This window comes from Pseudoalteromonas sp. SD03 (assembly GCF_040937955.1).
GTDB classification, from domain to species: Bacteria; Pseudomonadota; Gammaproteobacteria; order Enterobacterales; family Alteromonadaceae; genus Pseudoalteromonas; species Pseudoalteromonas tetraodonis.
Genome location: NZ_CP162514.1, coordinates 928,542 through 945,606, shown reverse-complemented (window position 1 = coordinate 945,606; position 17,065 = coordinate 928,542). Strand labels below are relative to the sequence as shown.

The 17,065-nt window shown below is 40.4% G+C and carries 13 protein-coding genes; 6 read left to right on the top strand and 7 right to left on the bottom strand.

Translation table 11 applies throughout. The features are described 5' to 3' along the window. Nucleotides 1-116 precede the first annotated feature (116 nt). A complete protein-coding gene (locus ABZP26_RS04385; RefSeq protein ID WP_013464329.1) occupies nucleotides 117-722 on the top strand; it encodes a TIGR04211 family SH3 domain-containing protein in 606 nt (201 codons plus the stop codon). A gap of 91 nt (nucleotides 723-813) precedes the next feature. Here ABZP26_RS04385 and ABZP26_RS04380 read toward each other — a convergent pair whose 3' ends face one another. Beyond that, a complete protein-coding gene (locus ABZP26_RS04380; protein ID WP_016899359.1) occupies nucleotides 814-1,296 on the bottom strand; it encodes a winged helix-turn-helix transcriptional regulator in 483 nt (160 codons plus the stop codon). A gap of 169 nt (nucleotides 1,297-1,465) precedes the next feature. On the opposite strand from ABZP26_RS04380, the gene putA reads away from it, so the two are divergent. Then, nucleotides 1,466-5,269 (top strand): bifunctional proline dehydrogenase/L-glutamate gamma-semialdehyde dehydrogenase PutA, encoded by a 3,804-nt coding sequence (gene putA, locus ABZP26_RS04375; RefSeq protein ID WP_368485407.1) that lies wholly within the window; start codon nucleotides 1,466-1,468, stop codon nucleotides 5,267-5,269. Between the two features lie 110 nt (nucleotides 5,270-5,379). After that, entirely contained in the window at nucleotides 5,380-6,576 is a 1,197-nt protein-coding gene (locus ABZP26_RS04370) for an HD-GYP domain-containing protein (RefSeq protein WP_033104047.1), read from the top strand. A 7-nt stretch (nucleotides 6,577-6,583) separates the two neighbouring features. Here the strand turns inward: ABZP26_RS04370 and ABZP26_RS04365 are convergent, their stop codons facing one another. The 6 genes from ABZP26_RS04365 to ABZP26_RS04340 all read right to left on the bottom strand — a co-directional run bounded on the left by ABZP26_RS04365 (nucleotide 6,584) and on the right by ABZP26_RS04340 (nucleotide 11,985). After that, nucleotides 6,584-7,591 carry a general secretion pathway protein GspB gene (locus ABZP26_RS04365; protein WP_368485406.1) on the bottom strand — a complete coding sequence of 336 codons (1,008 nt, stop codon included), beginning with the start codon at nucleotides 7,589-7,591 and terminating at the stop codon, nucleotides 6,584-6,586. Between the two features lie 11 nt (nucleotides 7,592-7,602). Further along, nucleotides 7,603-8,520 (bottom strand): ExeA family protein, encoded by a 918-nt coding sequence (locus ABZP26_RS04360; protein ID WP_013464323.1) that lies wholly within the window; start codon nucleotides 8,518-8,520, stop codon nucleotides 7,603-7,605. Nucleotides 8,521-8,673: 153 nt separating this feature from the next. Then, nucleotides 8,674-9,189: a DUF1566 domain-containing protein gene (locus ABZP26_RS04355; protein ID WP_013464322.1), complete on the bottom strand. Its 516-nt coding sequence runs from the start codon at nucleotides 9,187-9,189 to the stop codon at nucleotides 8,674-8,676. Between the two features lie 10 nt (nucleotides 9,190-9,199). After that, the gene (locus tag ABZP26_RS04350) at nucleotides 9,200-10,846 is read right to left on the bottom strand and encodes a DUF1566 domain-containing protein (RefSeq protein ID WP_368485405.1); all 1,647 of its coding nucleotides are present in this window, start codon (nucleotides 10,844-10,846) and stop codon (nucleotides 9,200-9,202) included. Nucleotides 10,847-10,912: 66 nt separating this feature from the next. Further along, nucleotides 10,913-11,245, bottom strand: a complete 333-nt coding sequence (locus ABZP26_RS04345; RefSeq protein ID WP_013464320.1) for a hypothetical protein — start codon at nucleotides 11,243-11,245, stop codon at nucleotides 10,913-10,915. A 35-nt stretch (nucleotides 11,246-11,280) separates the two neighbouring features. Next, complete coding sequence (locus ABZP26_RS04340; protein ID WP_368485404.1) at nucleotides 11,281-11,985, bottom strand: DUF2982 domain-containing protein; 705 nt, start codon at nucleotides 11,983-11,985, stop codon at nucleotides 11,281-11,283. 247 nt (nucleotides 11,986-12,232) lie between these two features. Between ABZP26_RS04340 and ABZP26_RS04335 the strand changes: the two genes are divergently transcribed. From ABZP26_RS04335 to msrA, 3 genes are all read left to right on the top strand, one after another. Continuing rightward, nucleotides 12,233-13,285, top strand: a complete 1,053-nt coding sequence (locus ABZP26_RS04335) for an efflux RND transporter periplasmic adaptor subunit (RefSeq protein WP_138686400.1) — start codon at nucleotides 12,233-12,235, stop codon at nucleotides 13,283-13,285. 3 nt (nucleotides 13,286-13,288) lie between these two features. Then, a complete protein-coding gene (locus ABZP26_RS04330) occupies nucleotides 13,289-16,387 on the top strand; it encodes an efflux RND transporter permease subunit (RefSeq protein ID WP_013464318.1) in 3,099 nt (1,032 codons plus the stop codon). Nucleotides 16,388-16,463: 76 nt separating this feature from the next. Further along, a complete protein-coding gene (msrA, locus tag ABZP26_RS04325; protein WP_013464317.1) occupies nucleotides 16,464-17,000 on the top strand; it encodes a peptide-methionine (S)-S-oxide reductase MsrA in 537 nt (178 codons plus the stop codon). Nucleotides 17,001-17,065 lie beyond the last annotated feature (65 nt).

Here is a 17,065-nt window from a genome sequence, read left to right as displayed (position 1 = left end):
ACTTTGGTTACAATATCTATCTTGCTATTAAACTATTAAATCCATACTATCTATATACTTATGCGAAATAAAAATCACGTTCACAACGGACACTGCTAGATTAACAAGGTAGATAAATGCTAAAACACTGTTTACTATGGCTGCTTTTAACAGCCGCCCCGTTTATGAGCCAAGCAGAGGAAGCTCAATCAACGCCGCCTACTAATGCTAAAACAGCTTATATAATCGATAACTTGTATACTTTTATGCGTTCAGGCGCCAGTAAAGACTATCGCTTACTCGGTTCTATTGATGCAGGCACGCAACTGACTTTATTATCTGATGAACAAAACGGTTTTATAAAAGTTAAAGATGATAAAGACCGTGAAGGCTGGGTAGAGGCTAAATTCATCAGCGAATCAGCTGGTTTAAAGCAGCAGTATCAAGCGCTTAACAGCGAAATTAGCGCTATGCAAAATAAATTACGCCAAGCGCAAGTAGAATTACCTGAACTACAAGAACAAAACTCACAGCTAACCGAACAAAATGCTCAGCTGTTAGCACAAATAAGTCAATTACAAGACTCGCTTGCTCAAGAACAACAATTAAAGCAAGCAACCAGTGCTAAAGAAAAGCGTCAGCTACTCACTTATGGTGGTGCTATTGCATTTTTAGGTTTGTTCTTAGGAATTATTTTAACTATTGTGTTATCGCGCAGAAAACGCTATGAAGGTTGGGCGTAAGCGCCACCTATATTGCAGGCATAAAAAAGCATCAAAAAGATGCTTTTTTTATGCCTGCAATTTTTTATACCTGCAATAATGTACTCAAAGGTTACATATCTAAACGCAGTCCAGGATCCTGTTTTATTTTTTCTATTACCATGTAAGTGTGGTGTGTACCCACCCCTGGAATATCGACCAAATCACCTAATACTTCTCTGTATTCGTCCATATTAGAGACACGAATTTTTAATAAATAGTCGTAACCACCCGCTACCATGTCACATTCAACAACCTGCTTAATTTTAAGAATGTGTTCACGAAACACTTTAAATACCGCTGTATTTGAGGTGACTAACGATACCTGCACATGCGCCACTAAGCTTTGATTGAGCTTTTCCTCGCTTAACTTTGCAAAATATCCCTCAATGTAGCCTTCTTGCTCCAGACGTTTAACTCTATCTAAACAAGGACTAGGACTTAAATTCACTTGTTTTGCGAGGTTAACATTTGAAATTCTACCATTGCGCTGCAAAACGTCTAAAATTGATATATCGATACGATCAAGCAGGCGTAATCTATTCGGATTAGTCATATCAGTATTTTATATGGATAAGTTAATAATATGCCCTGTAAATTATCGTAAAACGGCAAAATTAACCAGCATATTCTGCTGGATTTTAATTAGAATGCACGCTTTACACCAACAACATTTAGCGGTAATTAACAATTACCCTAAGTCTTAACACTCCTGAGGGTTGCTTATGTTATTCAATGGCGATTTAACAACGACTTGTCCGATCAGACAAAAGATCCGTGACTTCTACCGTATAGATGAAAATGCGGTTATTGATCACATTTTACCACTTGCAGAAGTCGGTGTTAAAGCACGAAGCCGTGCATGGGAAAGAGCTCGCCAAATAGTTTTAAACATTCGTAAAGACCAAGACGGTCAAAGCGGTGTTGATGCGCTATTAAATGAATTTTCACTATCGAGTGAAGAGGGTGTGGTATTAATGTGTTTAGCCGAAGCGCTGCTTCGTGTTCCTGATAAAGCAACTCAAGAAACATTAATACGTGATAAATTAGCAAACGGCGATTGGAGCTCTCACTTAGGTAGTAGTGACTCTTTATTCGTTAATGCCTCGTCTTGGGGATTATTAGTAACCGGTAAAATGGTTAACTATAACGATAAGACTAAAGAGCAACAGTTTGGCATACTCAAAAAAACCATTGGTCGTTTAGGCGAGCCAGTTATACGTAAGTCTGTTAACTTTGCTATGAAGATAATGGGCAAACAGTTCGTAATGGGTCGTACCATTAACGAAGCGATTGAGCGTGCTGCTGAAAAAGAGCAAAAAGGCTATGTATATTCTTACGATATGCTAGGCGAAGGTGCTCGCACAATGAAAGACGCCAAGCGTTACTTTGATAGCTACATGAATGCGATTCATGCTATCGGTAAAGCCGCAAATGGCCGTGGTCCAATAAAAAGCCCAGGTATTTCTGTAAAGTTATCGGCTATTCACCCTCGATATGAGTTCACTCATAGAGAGCGTGTAATGGAAGAAATCGTTCCAAAACTAAAAGAACTAGCCCTTGCCGCTAAAAAATACGATATCGGCTTTACTGTTGATGCAGAAGAAGCTGACCGTTTAGATATTTCTCTTGATGTTATTGAGGCAGTATTTAGCGATGACGATTTAGGCGATTGGCAAGGTTTTGGTTTAGCGGTTCAGGCTTATCAAAAACGCGCTATTTTTGTTATTGAATGGCTGACCGACCTAGCAACCCGTGTGGGTCGAAAAATGATGGTGCGTTTAGTAAAAGGCGCATACTGGGATACAGAAATCAAAACCACACAACAAGATGGTTTAGATTACTTCCCGGTGTTTACCCGTAAAGCAACCACGGATGTATCATATAAAGCGTGTGCGATTAAAATGCTAGAAGCACGTGATGTACTTTACCCGCAATTTGCAACACACAACGCCTACACCGCAGCGACTATTTTAGAAGTAGCCAAAGGTGATAACCAAGGTTTTGAATTCCAACGTCTTCACGGTATGGGTGAATCTTTATTTGACCAAATCGTTGATGAAGAAAAAATTCAGTGCCGCGTATACGCACCGGTCGGCCAACACGAAGACCTGCTTGCTTACCTTGTGCGTCGTTTACTAGAAAACGGCGCTAACTCGTCATTTGTAAATGCCATTGTAGATACCACACAACCGGTTGAAGCATTATTGCCAGATCCTGTTGAAACACTGCAAGGTTTACGTAATAAATACAACACACAGATAAAAATGCCAATTGATTTATACGGTGAAGAACGTGCCAATTCAAAAGGTATGGACTTAACTGATATTAACGTGATCACCCCGTTTAAAGAAAATTTAGACACTTGGTTTGAAGAGCACTTAATTGATGAAAGTCAAGTACCAGAGGGCGCGCTGGCAGTTAAAAACCCTGCAAACCATAAAGAAATTATTGGCCATATAAAATTACAAAATAGCGATGAAATGAAAGTGTTGCTAGCCAACGCTGAAACCGCATTTGAATCATGGTCACAAACACCGGTAAAAGAGCGCGCCAATTTGTTGCGTCGCGTTGCTGATATTTTAGAGCGCCATCACGATGAGCTTGTTGCTATCTGTATTAAAGAAGCAGGTAAAGTAGCACAAGATGGTATTGATGAAGTACGTGAAGCCGTTGATTTTTGTCGTTACTACGCAGCCCGTGCAGAAGAGCTTGCGCAAGATGAGCGCTTTGAAGCCCGTGGTGTTATTTTATGTATTAGCCCATGGAACTTCCCGCTCGCTATTTTCTTGGGTCAAGTTGCAGCGGCCATTGTTACTGGTAACACGGTTATTGCAAAACCAGCAGAGCAAACCAGCTTAATCGCACTACGTGCCATTGAATTAATGCTATCAGTTGGTTTACCTGAGCACGTTGTACAACCTGTCATTGCTCGCGGTAGCGAAGTAGGTAAAACCATTGTTCCTGATGAGCGTATTCAAGCTGTTATGTTTACTGGTTCAACTGAAACGGGCACGCTTATCTCGCAAACATTAGCGGCACGTAACGATATTCAGGTGCCTTTAATTGCAGAGACTGGCGGCCAAAACTGTATGATTGTTGACTCAACAGCGCTTCCTGAGCAAGTTGTTGATGATGTTATCAGTTCTGGTTTCCAAAGTGCAGGTCAACGTTGTTCAGCATTACGCGTACTCTTTATTCAAGAAGACGTAGCTGATGGCATTATCGATATGCTTAAAGGCGCACTTGCTGAGTTGCATATTGGCGACCCATCATTACTCTCTACAGACGTAGGCCCAGTAATAGATGAAAAAGCGCTTAAAACACTCAACGACCATGTTGAATACCTAAAGGGTAATGCAACACTTCACTATGAGTGTAAAATTCCTGATAACAGCGAAAATGGCGCATTTTTCTTTGCACCACGTTTATACGAAATTAAAGACTTATCGGTATTGAAACGTGAAGTATTTGGCCCGTGTGTGCATGTTATCCGCTTTAAATCGAGTGAGCTTGATAATGTTGTCGATCAAATCAACAACACGGGTTACGGCTTAACAATGGGTATTCATTCTCGCATTGAAGAACGTTGTGAACATTTAGCGAAAATGTCGCGTGCAGGTAACGTATACATCAACCGTAATATGATTGGTGCCATTGTTGGCGTGCAACCGTTTGGTGGCCGTGGACTCTCTGGTACTGGCCCTAAAGCCGGTGGACCAAACTACCTACAACGCCTAATAAAAGAAAAAGCATCACCAGATAACGTACAAATGACTAACCTAACGCCAGATGAGCTTGATTTACACCACTACAGTGGCGCAAATGAGCAAGTAGAAAAGCTGATGGTTAACTCTATGCGCGATGAAAAAATCTGGCGTGCAACGCCACTGAATGATCGTGTTTCTGCGGTACGTCAGTTATTAGCGAAAGTAGCGACGGTTGAAATTATTGACGACCTCGCGGACGATTTAGCGTTAACACTTGCCGATGCTCGCGCTCAGTTAAACCGCTTAGAAAAGCACATGCGTAAATATACAACATTGCCAGGGCCAACAGGTGAGTCGAATACACTTCACCTTGAAGCTCGGGGTTGTGTGGTTTGTTACGCAGATAAAAGCACCTCATTTAACTTTTGGGCACTGTCTATTATTACCGCACTAGCGGCTGGTAATACGGTAATTACTGTTGCATCTGAAATATTTTACGACGAAGCGGTTGCCTTTAGAGATAAGTTTATTGCAACCGGCGTTGCTGAAGGTGTTTTCCAAGTAGCTAAACCAAACCAGTTACAAGCTATATTGGCACACCCTCACCTAGCGGGTGCGGTAGTTGCTGCACGTTCTTCTCGCTTAGGCTACTTCAGCCAACAGCTTGCACAACGTAAAGGCGCAATACTGCCAGTGATCAGCTCAGAGTATTACGACACGCTAATTAAGCGCTTAATTACTGAAAAAACAATCAGTATCGATACAACGGCATCAGGCGGTAACACCTCGTTGATGACGCTTGTTGAAGATGATGAATAGAAAATAGTCATCATTTAATTAAAAAGGCATCAATTTGATGCCTTTTTTTATTTCTAAATGTGAATTTATTTGTTACTTTCTCTAATCATATTTGTTAATTAGAGTTCACTTTGAAAACCATTCCTACTACACAGCTAAAACCTGGTATGTTTGTACAAAAAGTTGTTAAGCAAACTGGCAATATTAGAATAAAAAACCAAGGCTGGGTTAAAACTCAAAGTGGAATTGATAAATTAATAAAATCTGGCATTTTAGAGGTTGAAATCGATCCTGATAAAATGCTCACCTCTGAAGAATCTGAAACACAACCAACGCCTGCTACTAAGCACGAAATCAAAAAGCGCGATCCATGGTTAATAACCCACAGCGCTGAGCAAGAAATGAGTAAAGCTAAAAAGCTTTATGATGAAGCAAAAAACTTACAAACCAAAGCATTTGGCGATATAGAATCTGGCCGCACTGTTGATGTTGCTCCTTTTAGGGAGCTGGCTAGCGGGTTTATTGACTCCGTATTTAGAAATCAAGATGCGCTGGCGTGCATTACGCAAATGCGCCAAAAAGATGCCTATTTATTAGAGCACTCGATAAATGTGTCTATTTTAATGAGTATTTTTGCAAAACATCTCAATATTGAAAAACCAATCATTGAAGAACTTGCAACAGGTGCCCTATTGCATGATATGGGAAAAATAAAAATACCTGACGCGATTCTCAACAAACCAGGTCGCTACAGTGACGAAGAATTTAAAGTGATGCAAAACCATGCGCGCTTTAGCAAAGAAATACTAGAAGACGCAGGATTAACGGGGATTGCTGTTGATATCGCAGGTATGCACCATGAGCGCTTAGATGGTAAAGGCTACCCCTTTGGTAAGAAAGGCGATGAAATAAGCCAATACGTTCGTATGGCCTCTATTGTTGATGTATATGATGCATTAACCGCTGAACGCGTTTATAAAGCGGGTATGGAGCCAATTAAGGCGTTTAAAATATTAAAACAAGGTTGCCCAGATAGCTTTGATGGCGTGCTACTTAATAAATTTATTCAATGTATTGGTATTCACCCTGTGGGCACGCTGGTAAAACTTTCCAGCCAAAAAGTGGGGCTGGTGACCCAAAGTAACCCTGCAACACCATTAAAACCAGTCGTAAAAACGTTTTTTAATGCCAAACATGGGCGTTACACTGAAGTTCAAGATATTGACTTATCAAGCAAAAGAACACAAGACACGCTTGAATCAGCAGTGAAACCCAAAGAATATAATATAGATTTAGAGGGCTTTTATAAGCACTCTATCTTTAGTTAATTGGCCACTATTGTGGCCAATCTTGCAGGGCTTTTAAGCTAAATTCATAGCCATCAAAATCAAGTACGCTCTGATCCGGTGCTATTTCTAGCACCCTCAATGCACCAATAGACTCCCCTTCATATAGCTCTCTGCCATTGAGTTTTATCCAGCGCTTATCTGCTGTCGACGAATAAATATGTGCCTGATATTTAATGCTTGGCAACATACTTTGTAGGCCATCCGGCAGTAGCTCAACGGGTTGTACCCGTGATGAATGACGAGAGCCTTTAGTTACTTCGTAGTCGGCTGTTGTTTCTGTGTCATTAACGGCTTGCGCAAACGCATTTTTAAGCGTGTCGGGAACCGTATCTAGTTCAGCGGTTGATTCTGGCTGAGCAGGCACATTTTGATTAAGTGGTTTACCTAACACTTTGTATTTACTTAACTCATCGGCACTGAGTGTTCTTTTCGTTGCTTGAGTTGGTACGCTTTTCGGTTGGTTGCTCTGTGATTGAAAACTAGATGGAACGTTATTCTGCGCCGAGAAATTGTGCGCTTGCCCTTGAGACGCTTGATTAACGCTCATAGGTAAATATTGCCCTTGAGGCGTAAGCAACATTTGCTGTACACCCGTTGGGGTTTGTACATAAACCAATTGCCCTGCCAGTGGCACAGAATTGTTAGGCGCAGTTGTAACAAGGGGCGCTTGAGGGGTTGTTACTGCTTGAACAACCGTTTTTTGTACTTCCTCTGGGCTTGTTGGTTTTTCTACCACTGCTGAGTCTTTTTGACTAAGGTCATTTTGGACAACCTTATTTTTTACGGCTACATTTTCTTGTTGCAGCCACTTCCCGACAAAAAAGCCACTGGTCAATATACCCGTTGCCAATAAACTTCCTGCGAGTAAAAAACTAATTCGACGATAGGTCATCAACTGGTGTTGTTGTTTTAATTGTTGCGCTTGCAAGTCATATTGCTCTGCGCTCATGGTATCGTGCTTTGACTGCTTTAACGCATCTAATAAATAAGACATGAATCACCTAACTAAAGAATAAATGACAGGCCAATTCCTGCACCAAAAAGCATTAACGCAGCAGCGCTATAGGGCCAAATCGAACCTGTTTTACTCACCTTATTATTTGTGGCAATAAAGTCGATAGGTAAAGATTCACTCGCTGCTTGCTTAACAATATCACTGCCAACAATTTCTTGTTGTTTAGAAAATGCCCCTACTAATGCGCGTTCACACACCAAATTCATTAATCGTGGCACACCGCCAGTTAGCTGATGCACCATTTGCATCGCTTCCATTGAAAATATTTTCTTGTCACAACCTGCAATATGTAGCCGATGTTGAATATAAGCAATGGTTTGCCCTGGTGTTAGCGCTAACAAGTGATACCTGGCTGTAATACGCTGTGCCAGCTGTCTTAACTCATTACGTTTTAAAAGTACCTGTAACTCAGGCTGCCCAACTAATACTATTTGTAATAACTTTTTATGATCCGTTTCAATATTGGTTAATAAGCGAAGTTGTTCAAGCACATCGGGGGCAAGTAGCTGTGCTTCATCAATAATTAAAATAGTATGCCCCCCCGCTTTATTATTAAACTCAAGGTGCTTTTTAATCACATCCGTTAGACTCTTCAGCGTGGCATTTTTGGCGTCGTAAGTTATTTGTAATTCATCGCAAATACTGGCTAACAGTTCAAGTTCTGATAACGCAGGATTATGGATCATGGCTACTTGGGTATTTTCAGGCAGTCGCTCTAACATACTACGTGTTATGGTGGTTTTACCCGTCCCCACTTCACCAGTTAACAGCACAAAGCCACCGTCTTCACCTAGTCCATAGGTAAGGTGCGCTAATGCTTCTTTGTGGCGTTCACTTAAAAATAAGTAGTGGGGATTAGGCGAAATTGAGAATGGCTTTTCTTGTAAACCAAAATAGCTTAAATACACCTTTATAGTCCTTGGTCGTTAATTCACGGCCTATAATGGCAAAAAAATAGCCTGGGTGACAACTACAACCAGGCTTTATTATTAAAATAGTGTAAATAAAAAGGCTAACCGTAAATAAAAGAGCATTTTTAGATTCGCTAATATATTAATTAACTACTTCTCATAGCGTACTAGGCGTAAATATACGTTACTTGTTTTAGCATGTAAGCTATTTAAACCACTGGAAAATTGATAAACCCATGCCGAATTTATATTGCTAATACCCGAGGTATTAGACCAATAATTTTGCGACTGCGTTGCTAAAAATATACCCGCATTAATACTTGGATCGGTACAACGGTGATCTACTATACTAGCTAACTCTTTAATACTCGGCACTTGCCAGTCGTTATAATTTGCCGTGGTGTCATTAAGTGCGCCTTTAAGTGAAGCTTGCCAATTTAATGGTTGAGTATCACCATCGCAGCTAGTTGTTTCGCTATTATAAACTTGACCATAGTTACAGCGCTGCCACATTAGCCCTGTTTTAGTATCTGACACAGTGCCATCAATATTAATCACAAATCGGTCTGTATCATCGCTAGTCGCGACTTCCTGATAACACTGCTGCGCTGCAAGTGACTGACTTAATCCTAAGGCTAATAACATAGAGACTTTAATTAATTTCATAATAATCACCTTAACGATTTCTAACTAAGCGCACATAAGCGGCATTATCTTTTGGATAGGCTAAGTCGTTGCCATCCATCATATCGATAATGTAAGCCTGAGATAAACTGGCACCATCAACCGCGGTCTGTGAGGTCCAATAGCGTAAATGCCCTTCGGTGTTAGTCGATGGTGTATTAGGAAAAAATGCAGTATCTATCAATACGTTTTGCCCTTGTTTACCATAATCAATTAAACCTAAAAGTTCAGTATAAGTGGGTAAACGCCAGTTACTACCACCACAAAAATCAAGCGCATTAACCTCATCTATATAGGTTTGTAATCCACAATCAGTATCGCTCGGGCATGTGGTATTATCACTACCCGCTACATCGCCACTATTGACAGTCCCTTGCCAAATATAACGGTTTTGTCCATCACGCAACGAAGTATTTGGTAACACACCGGAATAAGGGCTTTTCACTTCCCAAACAAGGCCGGTAGTATTATCACGAATACAGCTAAAGTTTTGCGCATCATCGAGAAGCTCATCGGCAAACTCATTAAGTTTGGTGTAATCAAAAGCCAGATTCCCTTTACCCACTTTACCTAAACGATTGGCAAAACTATCGCGCCCAAGATCAGCATCTTGAGCTGGAAATTCATCATTATTACAATTAATTCGCTGAGTATTGTTATAACACTCTCCTACCCCTGTATCATTTATTAACCCAAGCGCTTTGGGTGTTACATCAATAAATACGGTATCTGTGTCGGTGCGCCCTTTTAAGTCCATAACTTGTACTTCAAAGCTAAGCGTTGCATTTAAATCAATATCAGAGGCAAAAAAGCTGGCAGTACATGACTTCGGTTCAATCAGGGTTTCTGCATTACCGGTAAGTTGTTGCCACATACATTGATAAGATTGAGTTGCCGCTTCGCTTGCAGTGGCATCTAAAATAACCTTATCAAACTCTTCTACTGTTTGATCAGCGCCTGCATTGGCAATAATTACCTGAGCTGTTTTATTAAGGGTCATATCAAATTGTGATGCAGATACTCCGCCTTCATCATCCGTTACGGTGAGCTGCCATTTTAAGTTGGTGTTATTTTCTAATAATGGATGAGAAAAACTAAGCGTTGGATTGGTATAGCTATCAATTGTTAAATCCGGCCCTGACAATAATTGCCACAAATAACTGCTAATTTCGCCATTTTCATCTGGGTCTGTGGAAGTTAAACCACTTAGGGTTACAGTATCCTTATAAACTGAGGGCAAGTTTCCAGGAGCAACTTGGGTAACAACAGCAAGAGGAAGCTGATTATTAGAGGCAATGAAAACACTCAAGTCGTCATTCACTAAACTGCCATCTGACGTTTGATAGCTAACTCTTAATACCAGTTCACTGTCAGACTTTACATCTGGTGCAGTAATGGTTTGTTCAGCCCCTTCAAGCGGAAACACATCTATAATAGGGCCACTTACACGCTGCCAAGTAAATGTACCATCTGCAGGAGAGCCTTTTGCAGAAATAGTAAACTCTGATTTTTCTACAACTTGAAGATCGTTACCTGCAAATACTGATGTTTTAATATCACTGTTATCAGCACCGCCTCCCCCTCCGCATGCAGCCAAAAGCAAGCATGACATAAGTGGTATTAACGAAATTGCTCTCATACTCAGCACCTTTTTGTCTTAAAATTATCTAATAAAACTATTAAGCAAAAAAAATGCCATCATAAATTATAAATAGCTATCTTGATGAATACGAACAAATAATTTAGTGCCAACTTTACTGTAATCTACTTTATATTCGCGGCCATCTAAGGATTGAATAAACAACAATTGTTTTTCTTCGCTAAATACATCAGCACTAGTAATATAAACAACGTCGAGGTAACGCTCTTTTGCATCTCGGCGGTTTTTTGGCAGTTCTTCTTTAAATGGCTCAAGACCATTACCTGTTACTTTAATTTTAGGGTGAGTCTCACCATTAACAATCACTAAATCTAGTTTTCTGTCTTTATGTATTATGGTGTTTCGACCACTTTTAATGAAAGATCTGTCTTGGCTCATAGTTATTCCTAATCCCGCAGTGAGTGCTTATATTATTATTCACACTGCGACTTTATAAACTGAGAGGGATCGCGCTTCCATTTATTTAAATTTGCGCTAAATTCCCAAATATCACTTTCTATTACACTCGCTGGTAACAGTAAGTCATACCCTGTTAAAAGCTGAAGATGTTTAGCCCTATTAGCAAACATCGCTATGAGCCCATTATAGTCAATTCCTTTTTTTGACCTATGTTTATTATCTTCAACTAACCATTCTGATGGGCAATGCCCATTTTTGCAATTTTTTTGAACAACTTGCATAAAGAAATGTCGCTGCTCTATCAACAATTTACCCGCAATTCTTGGAGCTAAAGCAGACAAGAATGAATCTATATCATTTAACTTAATACCAATCGCATTAAGCTCAAGGTAATCAATGCCATTATCAACCTTAGGTATACCACAATGGTGCAAATTCTCTGGGTGTAAATGCCATTGTCCATACTTATGCTGATATATTAATTGCTGCTCAGTTAAAATAATACTATAAAAAGGTTCTTGTGTTTTAAAAAAGCCAATTAAAATTGCAGCAATACATAAACTTACTAAAAAAATTTCGATAATACTTATTTCGCCTGGGCGTAATAAATTAAACAGCATGATAATAATCAAGCCAATGCTGCCGACCACTAATATTTCAATTCCATTTTTAGCGCCTTGCGCTCGGTATTTTAGTATTTGTTTATTTATATTAGCCATACTGAAAAAACGCCATATAAAATATAAACATAATAATAGCCCACAATACTAACTTTCTCAGCGTTAAACAGCGTTTGCATGATGTTTTAAAGCTCATCAATTGACTCCCATTATTACTGTTAAATATGCGCAATGACTAAGTATCAGTTATTTTTACGCTTAACGCACAAATTAATGAGATACATAACCGCCTTTTTTTGTCCTGATTTCGTACAATACTTATAATCTATTTTCAGGTATGAAAACAATGCACTCTAAACAATCAGGTAAAGCCTTATTTCCATTTATTATTTCGTTACTAATAATTTTTAGCGTTTATTTGTATTTTCCCGCATCACAGGGCGAGCAAGCCAATTACTCGGCAATGACAACGCAAGTCTCTGCCCACACGGTAAGATCGCAAGAAAACGCAATTATGATTGAAGCCATTGGCAGTGCTCGTGCTAATCAGGCTATCTACATTAAAAGCGCCCAAAACGATTATGTCACTAGCATTTACTTTGAAGATGGCGACTTGGTCAGCAAAGGACAAAAATTAGTACAACTGCAAAACCAACAAGAACAATTTGCAGTAAAAGAACTTAGCATTAATTTACAAGAAGAAAAACGTCAATTAGCCAGACTGACCGAGCTTTCTCGCTCGCAAGCGACGGCCAAGTCATTGCTTGAAGAACAACTCGCTCGCGTTGATGCCAGCGAAGCACAACTTGAAAGTGCTAAAACCAAACTCAATGAAATGGCCATCACCGCGCCTTTTTCTGGGTTACTGGGGAAACGCGAAATATCGGTGGGTGCGTATATTAATAATAGTACTGTGATCACAACCCTCGATGACATTAGTATTATAAAAGTTGATTTTAAAGTGCCTGAAAAGTATTTAGCTCAATTGAAAAACGGAATGATTGTTCGCACTCAAAACGATGCTTACCCTGATCAAACCTTCAGCGGTAAAGTAACCCATATAAGCTCACGTATCGACTCAATCACTCGCAGTGTAGAAGTAACAGCCAGTTTTGCTAATAAATCAGGTTTACTTCGCCCAGGTATGTTGCTTAATACCGCTTTAGAACTGAGCAGTAACCAAGCGCTGATGGTGCCTGAAAAGGCCATTATTCCTCTGCAAGATAAGCATTACGTTTTTCAAATTGAAGATGGCATAGCAAACCGCAAAGAAGTACATGTTGCAAGTAGAAATAATGGCTGGGTTGCGATAGACAAAGGGTTAAGTAATGGCGAGCAAATTGTTACCGAGGGAATAATTAAAATTCGCTCAGGTAGTAAAGTAAGCGTTAAGGGGTAACACGTGAAAATTACCGATACTAGCGTCAAACGCCCCGTTTTTGCGATTGTTATTAACTTACTGTTACTCACTTTTGGCTTAGTTGCTTTTAGCATGTTGCCTTTGCGTGAGTATCCAGATATTGAAACACCGATTGTAAATATTAGTACTGAATATACCGGTGCATCTGCCGAAATTATTGAAACAAAAATAACGCAAGTTATTGAAAACCGTATTTCGGGCATTGAAGGTATTAAAAGTATTAACTCATCGAGTCGTAATGGCCGCTCAAACATTACCATTGAGTTTAATATTAGCCGCGACATAGATGATGCCTCCAACGATGTGCGTGAACGTGTAGCGCGTGCACTTGATAGCCTACCCGAACAAGTGCGTCCTCCTGAAGTATCAAAATCAAATAGTGACGAAAGCCCTATCGCGTGGTTTGTACTTAACAGCGAAACCATGGATTCATTGCAACTTTCTGATTATGCACAGCGTTTTATTGTAGATCGATTAGCCGTTGTTGATGGCGTATCGAATGTGCGCATTGGGGGGGAGCGAAAGTATGCCATGAAAGTATGGCTTAACCGCCAAGCGATGGCCGCCCGTGGTATTACCTCCAGTGATATTGAGCAAACACTGCGTAGTGAAAATGTAGAACTTCCGGCCGGTGAAATTGAATCAGTTGATCGTGATTTTACCGTTCGCACTGCCCGCAGCTATAAAAACCAACGTGATTTTCAAAACCTAGTTATTAAACGAGGTGAAGATGGTTATTTAGTGCGTCTAGGCGAAGTGGCTGACGTAAAACTAGAAGCCGCCGATGATGAAAGTTTATTCCGAGGTAATGGCCGTAATATGATTGGTATGGGTATTGTTAAACAAGCCAAAGCCAATACCCTAACTGTGGTTGATAACGCCCGCAGTGAACTGGAAAAAATAAAACGTAATTTACCTGAAGGCACCACCATAGAAGACAGTTATGATTCTTCGGTATTTATTAAAGAGTCAATTAATGAGGTTTATAAAACTTTAGCAATTTCTATGGGGTTAGTCGTGCTTATTATCTTTATATTTTTAGGTAACATTCGCGCCACTCTTATTCCCGCGGTCACAGTACCGGTCGCCCTAGTCAGTAGTTTTATGTTTTTATTAGCAATGGGTTATTCAATTAACTTATTAACTCTACTAGCACTGGTGTTAGCAATAGGCTTAGTGGTCGATGATGCCATTGTAATGCTAGAGAATATTCACCGCCGTATTGAACTTGGTGAACCGCCTTTATTGGCAGCTTATCGCGGCGCACGTGAGGTGGGCTTTGCAATTATAGCCACCACCTTAGTGCTTATATCCGTGTTTGTACCATTAGTGTTTATGGAAGGACGAATTGGCGCACTATTTACAGAGTTTGCTATGGCAGTAAGTGCTGCCGTGTTTTTCTCTAGTATCACTGCGTTGACACTCTCTCCGGCGCTGTGTTCAAAAGTGTTAAAGGCCTCTGAAAAAGAAAGTAAGTTTAGCCAAGTTATGGACCGTTTTTTTACTAAATTAGAAAATGGATACCGTAACGCTTTAGCGTCAAACATGACCCGAAAATGGGGCTTAATGCTGAGCTTAGTTTTGGCTGGGTTTGTTAGTTATTCATTATTTTTACAAATACCCTCAGAGCTCACGCCAAAAGAAGATCGTGGCACCTTCTTTGTGCTTATGAATGGCCCTGAAGGGGCAAGTTACGAAAATAACGCAGCTAATATGGCAAAAATTGAAGAGCGCTTGATGCCTTATTCTGAATCTGGCGAACTAAGTCGAGTGCTTGTTCGAGTCCCAGGTTGGGGTGGCAGTGGCGGCGTGGCTATTGTAGGCATGGCTGACTGGGATAAGCGCAAACGCTCAACATGGGAAGTCATGGATGAAATAAGCGGCAAAATGCAAGAGGTCACCGACGTTCGTGCATTTGCTATTATGCGCCGTGGTATTGGCGGAGGTGGTTCATCTCGCCCTATTGAATTTGTTTTGCAAGGTAATGATTATGCTCAACTTGCCGATTGGCGAGATAGAATTATTAAACGCGCTGAGAAAAACCCTGGATTAGTGCGTATTGATCATGATTATAAAGAAACCTTCCCTCAGTTTTTAGTCAGTATTGATAAAAATAAAGCCGCTGATTTAGGCGTATCAGTCTCTGATGTGGGTCGTACACTTGAAACCATGCTTGGCCAACGCCGTGTAACCACCTTTATTGACCGCGGTGAAGAATACGATGTAATTTTAAAGGGCACAAAACAAGACTTTGCCAACCCGACTGATATTTCAAATATTTACCTAAAATCACGTAGCGGAGAACTTGTTCCTCTTGATAGCCTTATTAGCTTAAAAGAAGAAGCCACCGCCTCGCGTTTAAACCGTTATAACCGAATGCGTGCAATTACTTTAAGTGCCAACCTAGCTGATGGTTACACGCTAGAACAAGCACTAAACTTTTTAAACAAGGTTGCCACAGAGGAAAACGACATTGATGGTGCCATTGACTATAAAGGTGAGTCGCAATTGTTTTATGAAGGTGCCTCAGCCATGACCTATGTGTTTGTGCTGGCATTAACCGTGACCTTTTTAGTACTGGCAGCTCAGTTTGAAAGTTTTATGCATCCATTTGTTATTATGTTAACTGTGCCACTTGGTTTAATGGGTGCCATGTTTGGGCTTTGGAGTATGGGGTTAACGCTTAATATATACAGCCAAATAGGTATTGTTATGCTCATAGGGTTAAGTGCTAAAAACGGTATACTGATTGTTGAATTTACCAACCAGTTACGTGATAAAGGCGTAGAATTTAGTGAGGCCATTTTACAAGCGGCTACACAGCGTTTGCGCCCTATTATTATGACTTCCCTAACAACGGTTATGAGTGCCGTACCTTTGGTGTTGGCTTCCGGTCCAGGCTCGGAAAGTAGAATGGTAATTGGTGTGGTAGTATTTACTGGCGTAACGGTTGCAACCATACTAACTCTGTTTGTGGTGCCAGCCGCTTATTACGCACTAGCGCGAAACACACAATCACCTGAGTTTTTACAACAAAAACTTGATAAGCAAGCCGCTGAAAAACCGCTTAAAGAGATCTAAGTCACTTAGAGCGTCGTAACTAGCTGTTACGGCGCTTTATTCAGTGCACATATCCCTAACAATTGAGGAAGTACTTATGAGTTCGACCACACAAGTAGCAACACTCGGCGGCGGCTGTTTTTGGTGTATTGATGCAGCATTTAGGCGTGTAAAAGGTGTACTCAGTGTTTGCTCTGGTTATACTGGTGGACATACTGATAACCCAACATACAAAACTATTTGCACTGGCAACAGTGGCCATGCAGAGGTAATTAAGGTTGAATTTGATGCCAGTGTTATCAGCTTTGAAACCTTACTCGCGATGTTTTTTACCCTACACGATGCCACACAACTAAATCGCCAAGGTAACGATATAGGCACTCAATACCGCAGCGTTGTGTATTATCATAATGAGCAACAACAAGTACAAACACAGGCAGTTATTGCAGAGCTGCAAAGTCATGTTAGCGAACCTATAGTGACTGAGGTGAGCCCAGCAACCACTTTTTACCCCGCAGAGCACTACCATCAGGACTATTACAATGAAAATCCTGAGCAGGGCTATTGCAGTATTTTAATTGCACCCAAATTACATAAGTTTGAAACCGAATTTAGCGAGTTTTTATCGGAATAAAGTGCTTTTAATAAATAGCCCAGCAATAAGCTGGGCTATTTGTTCCTTGGCACTAGGATAAGTGA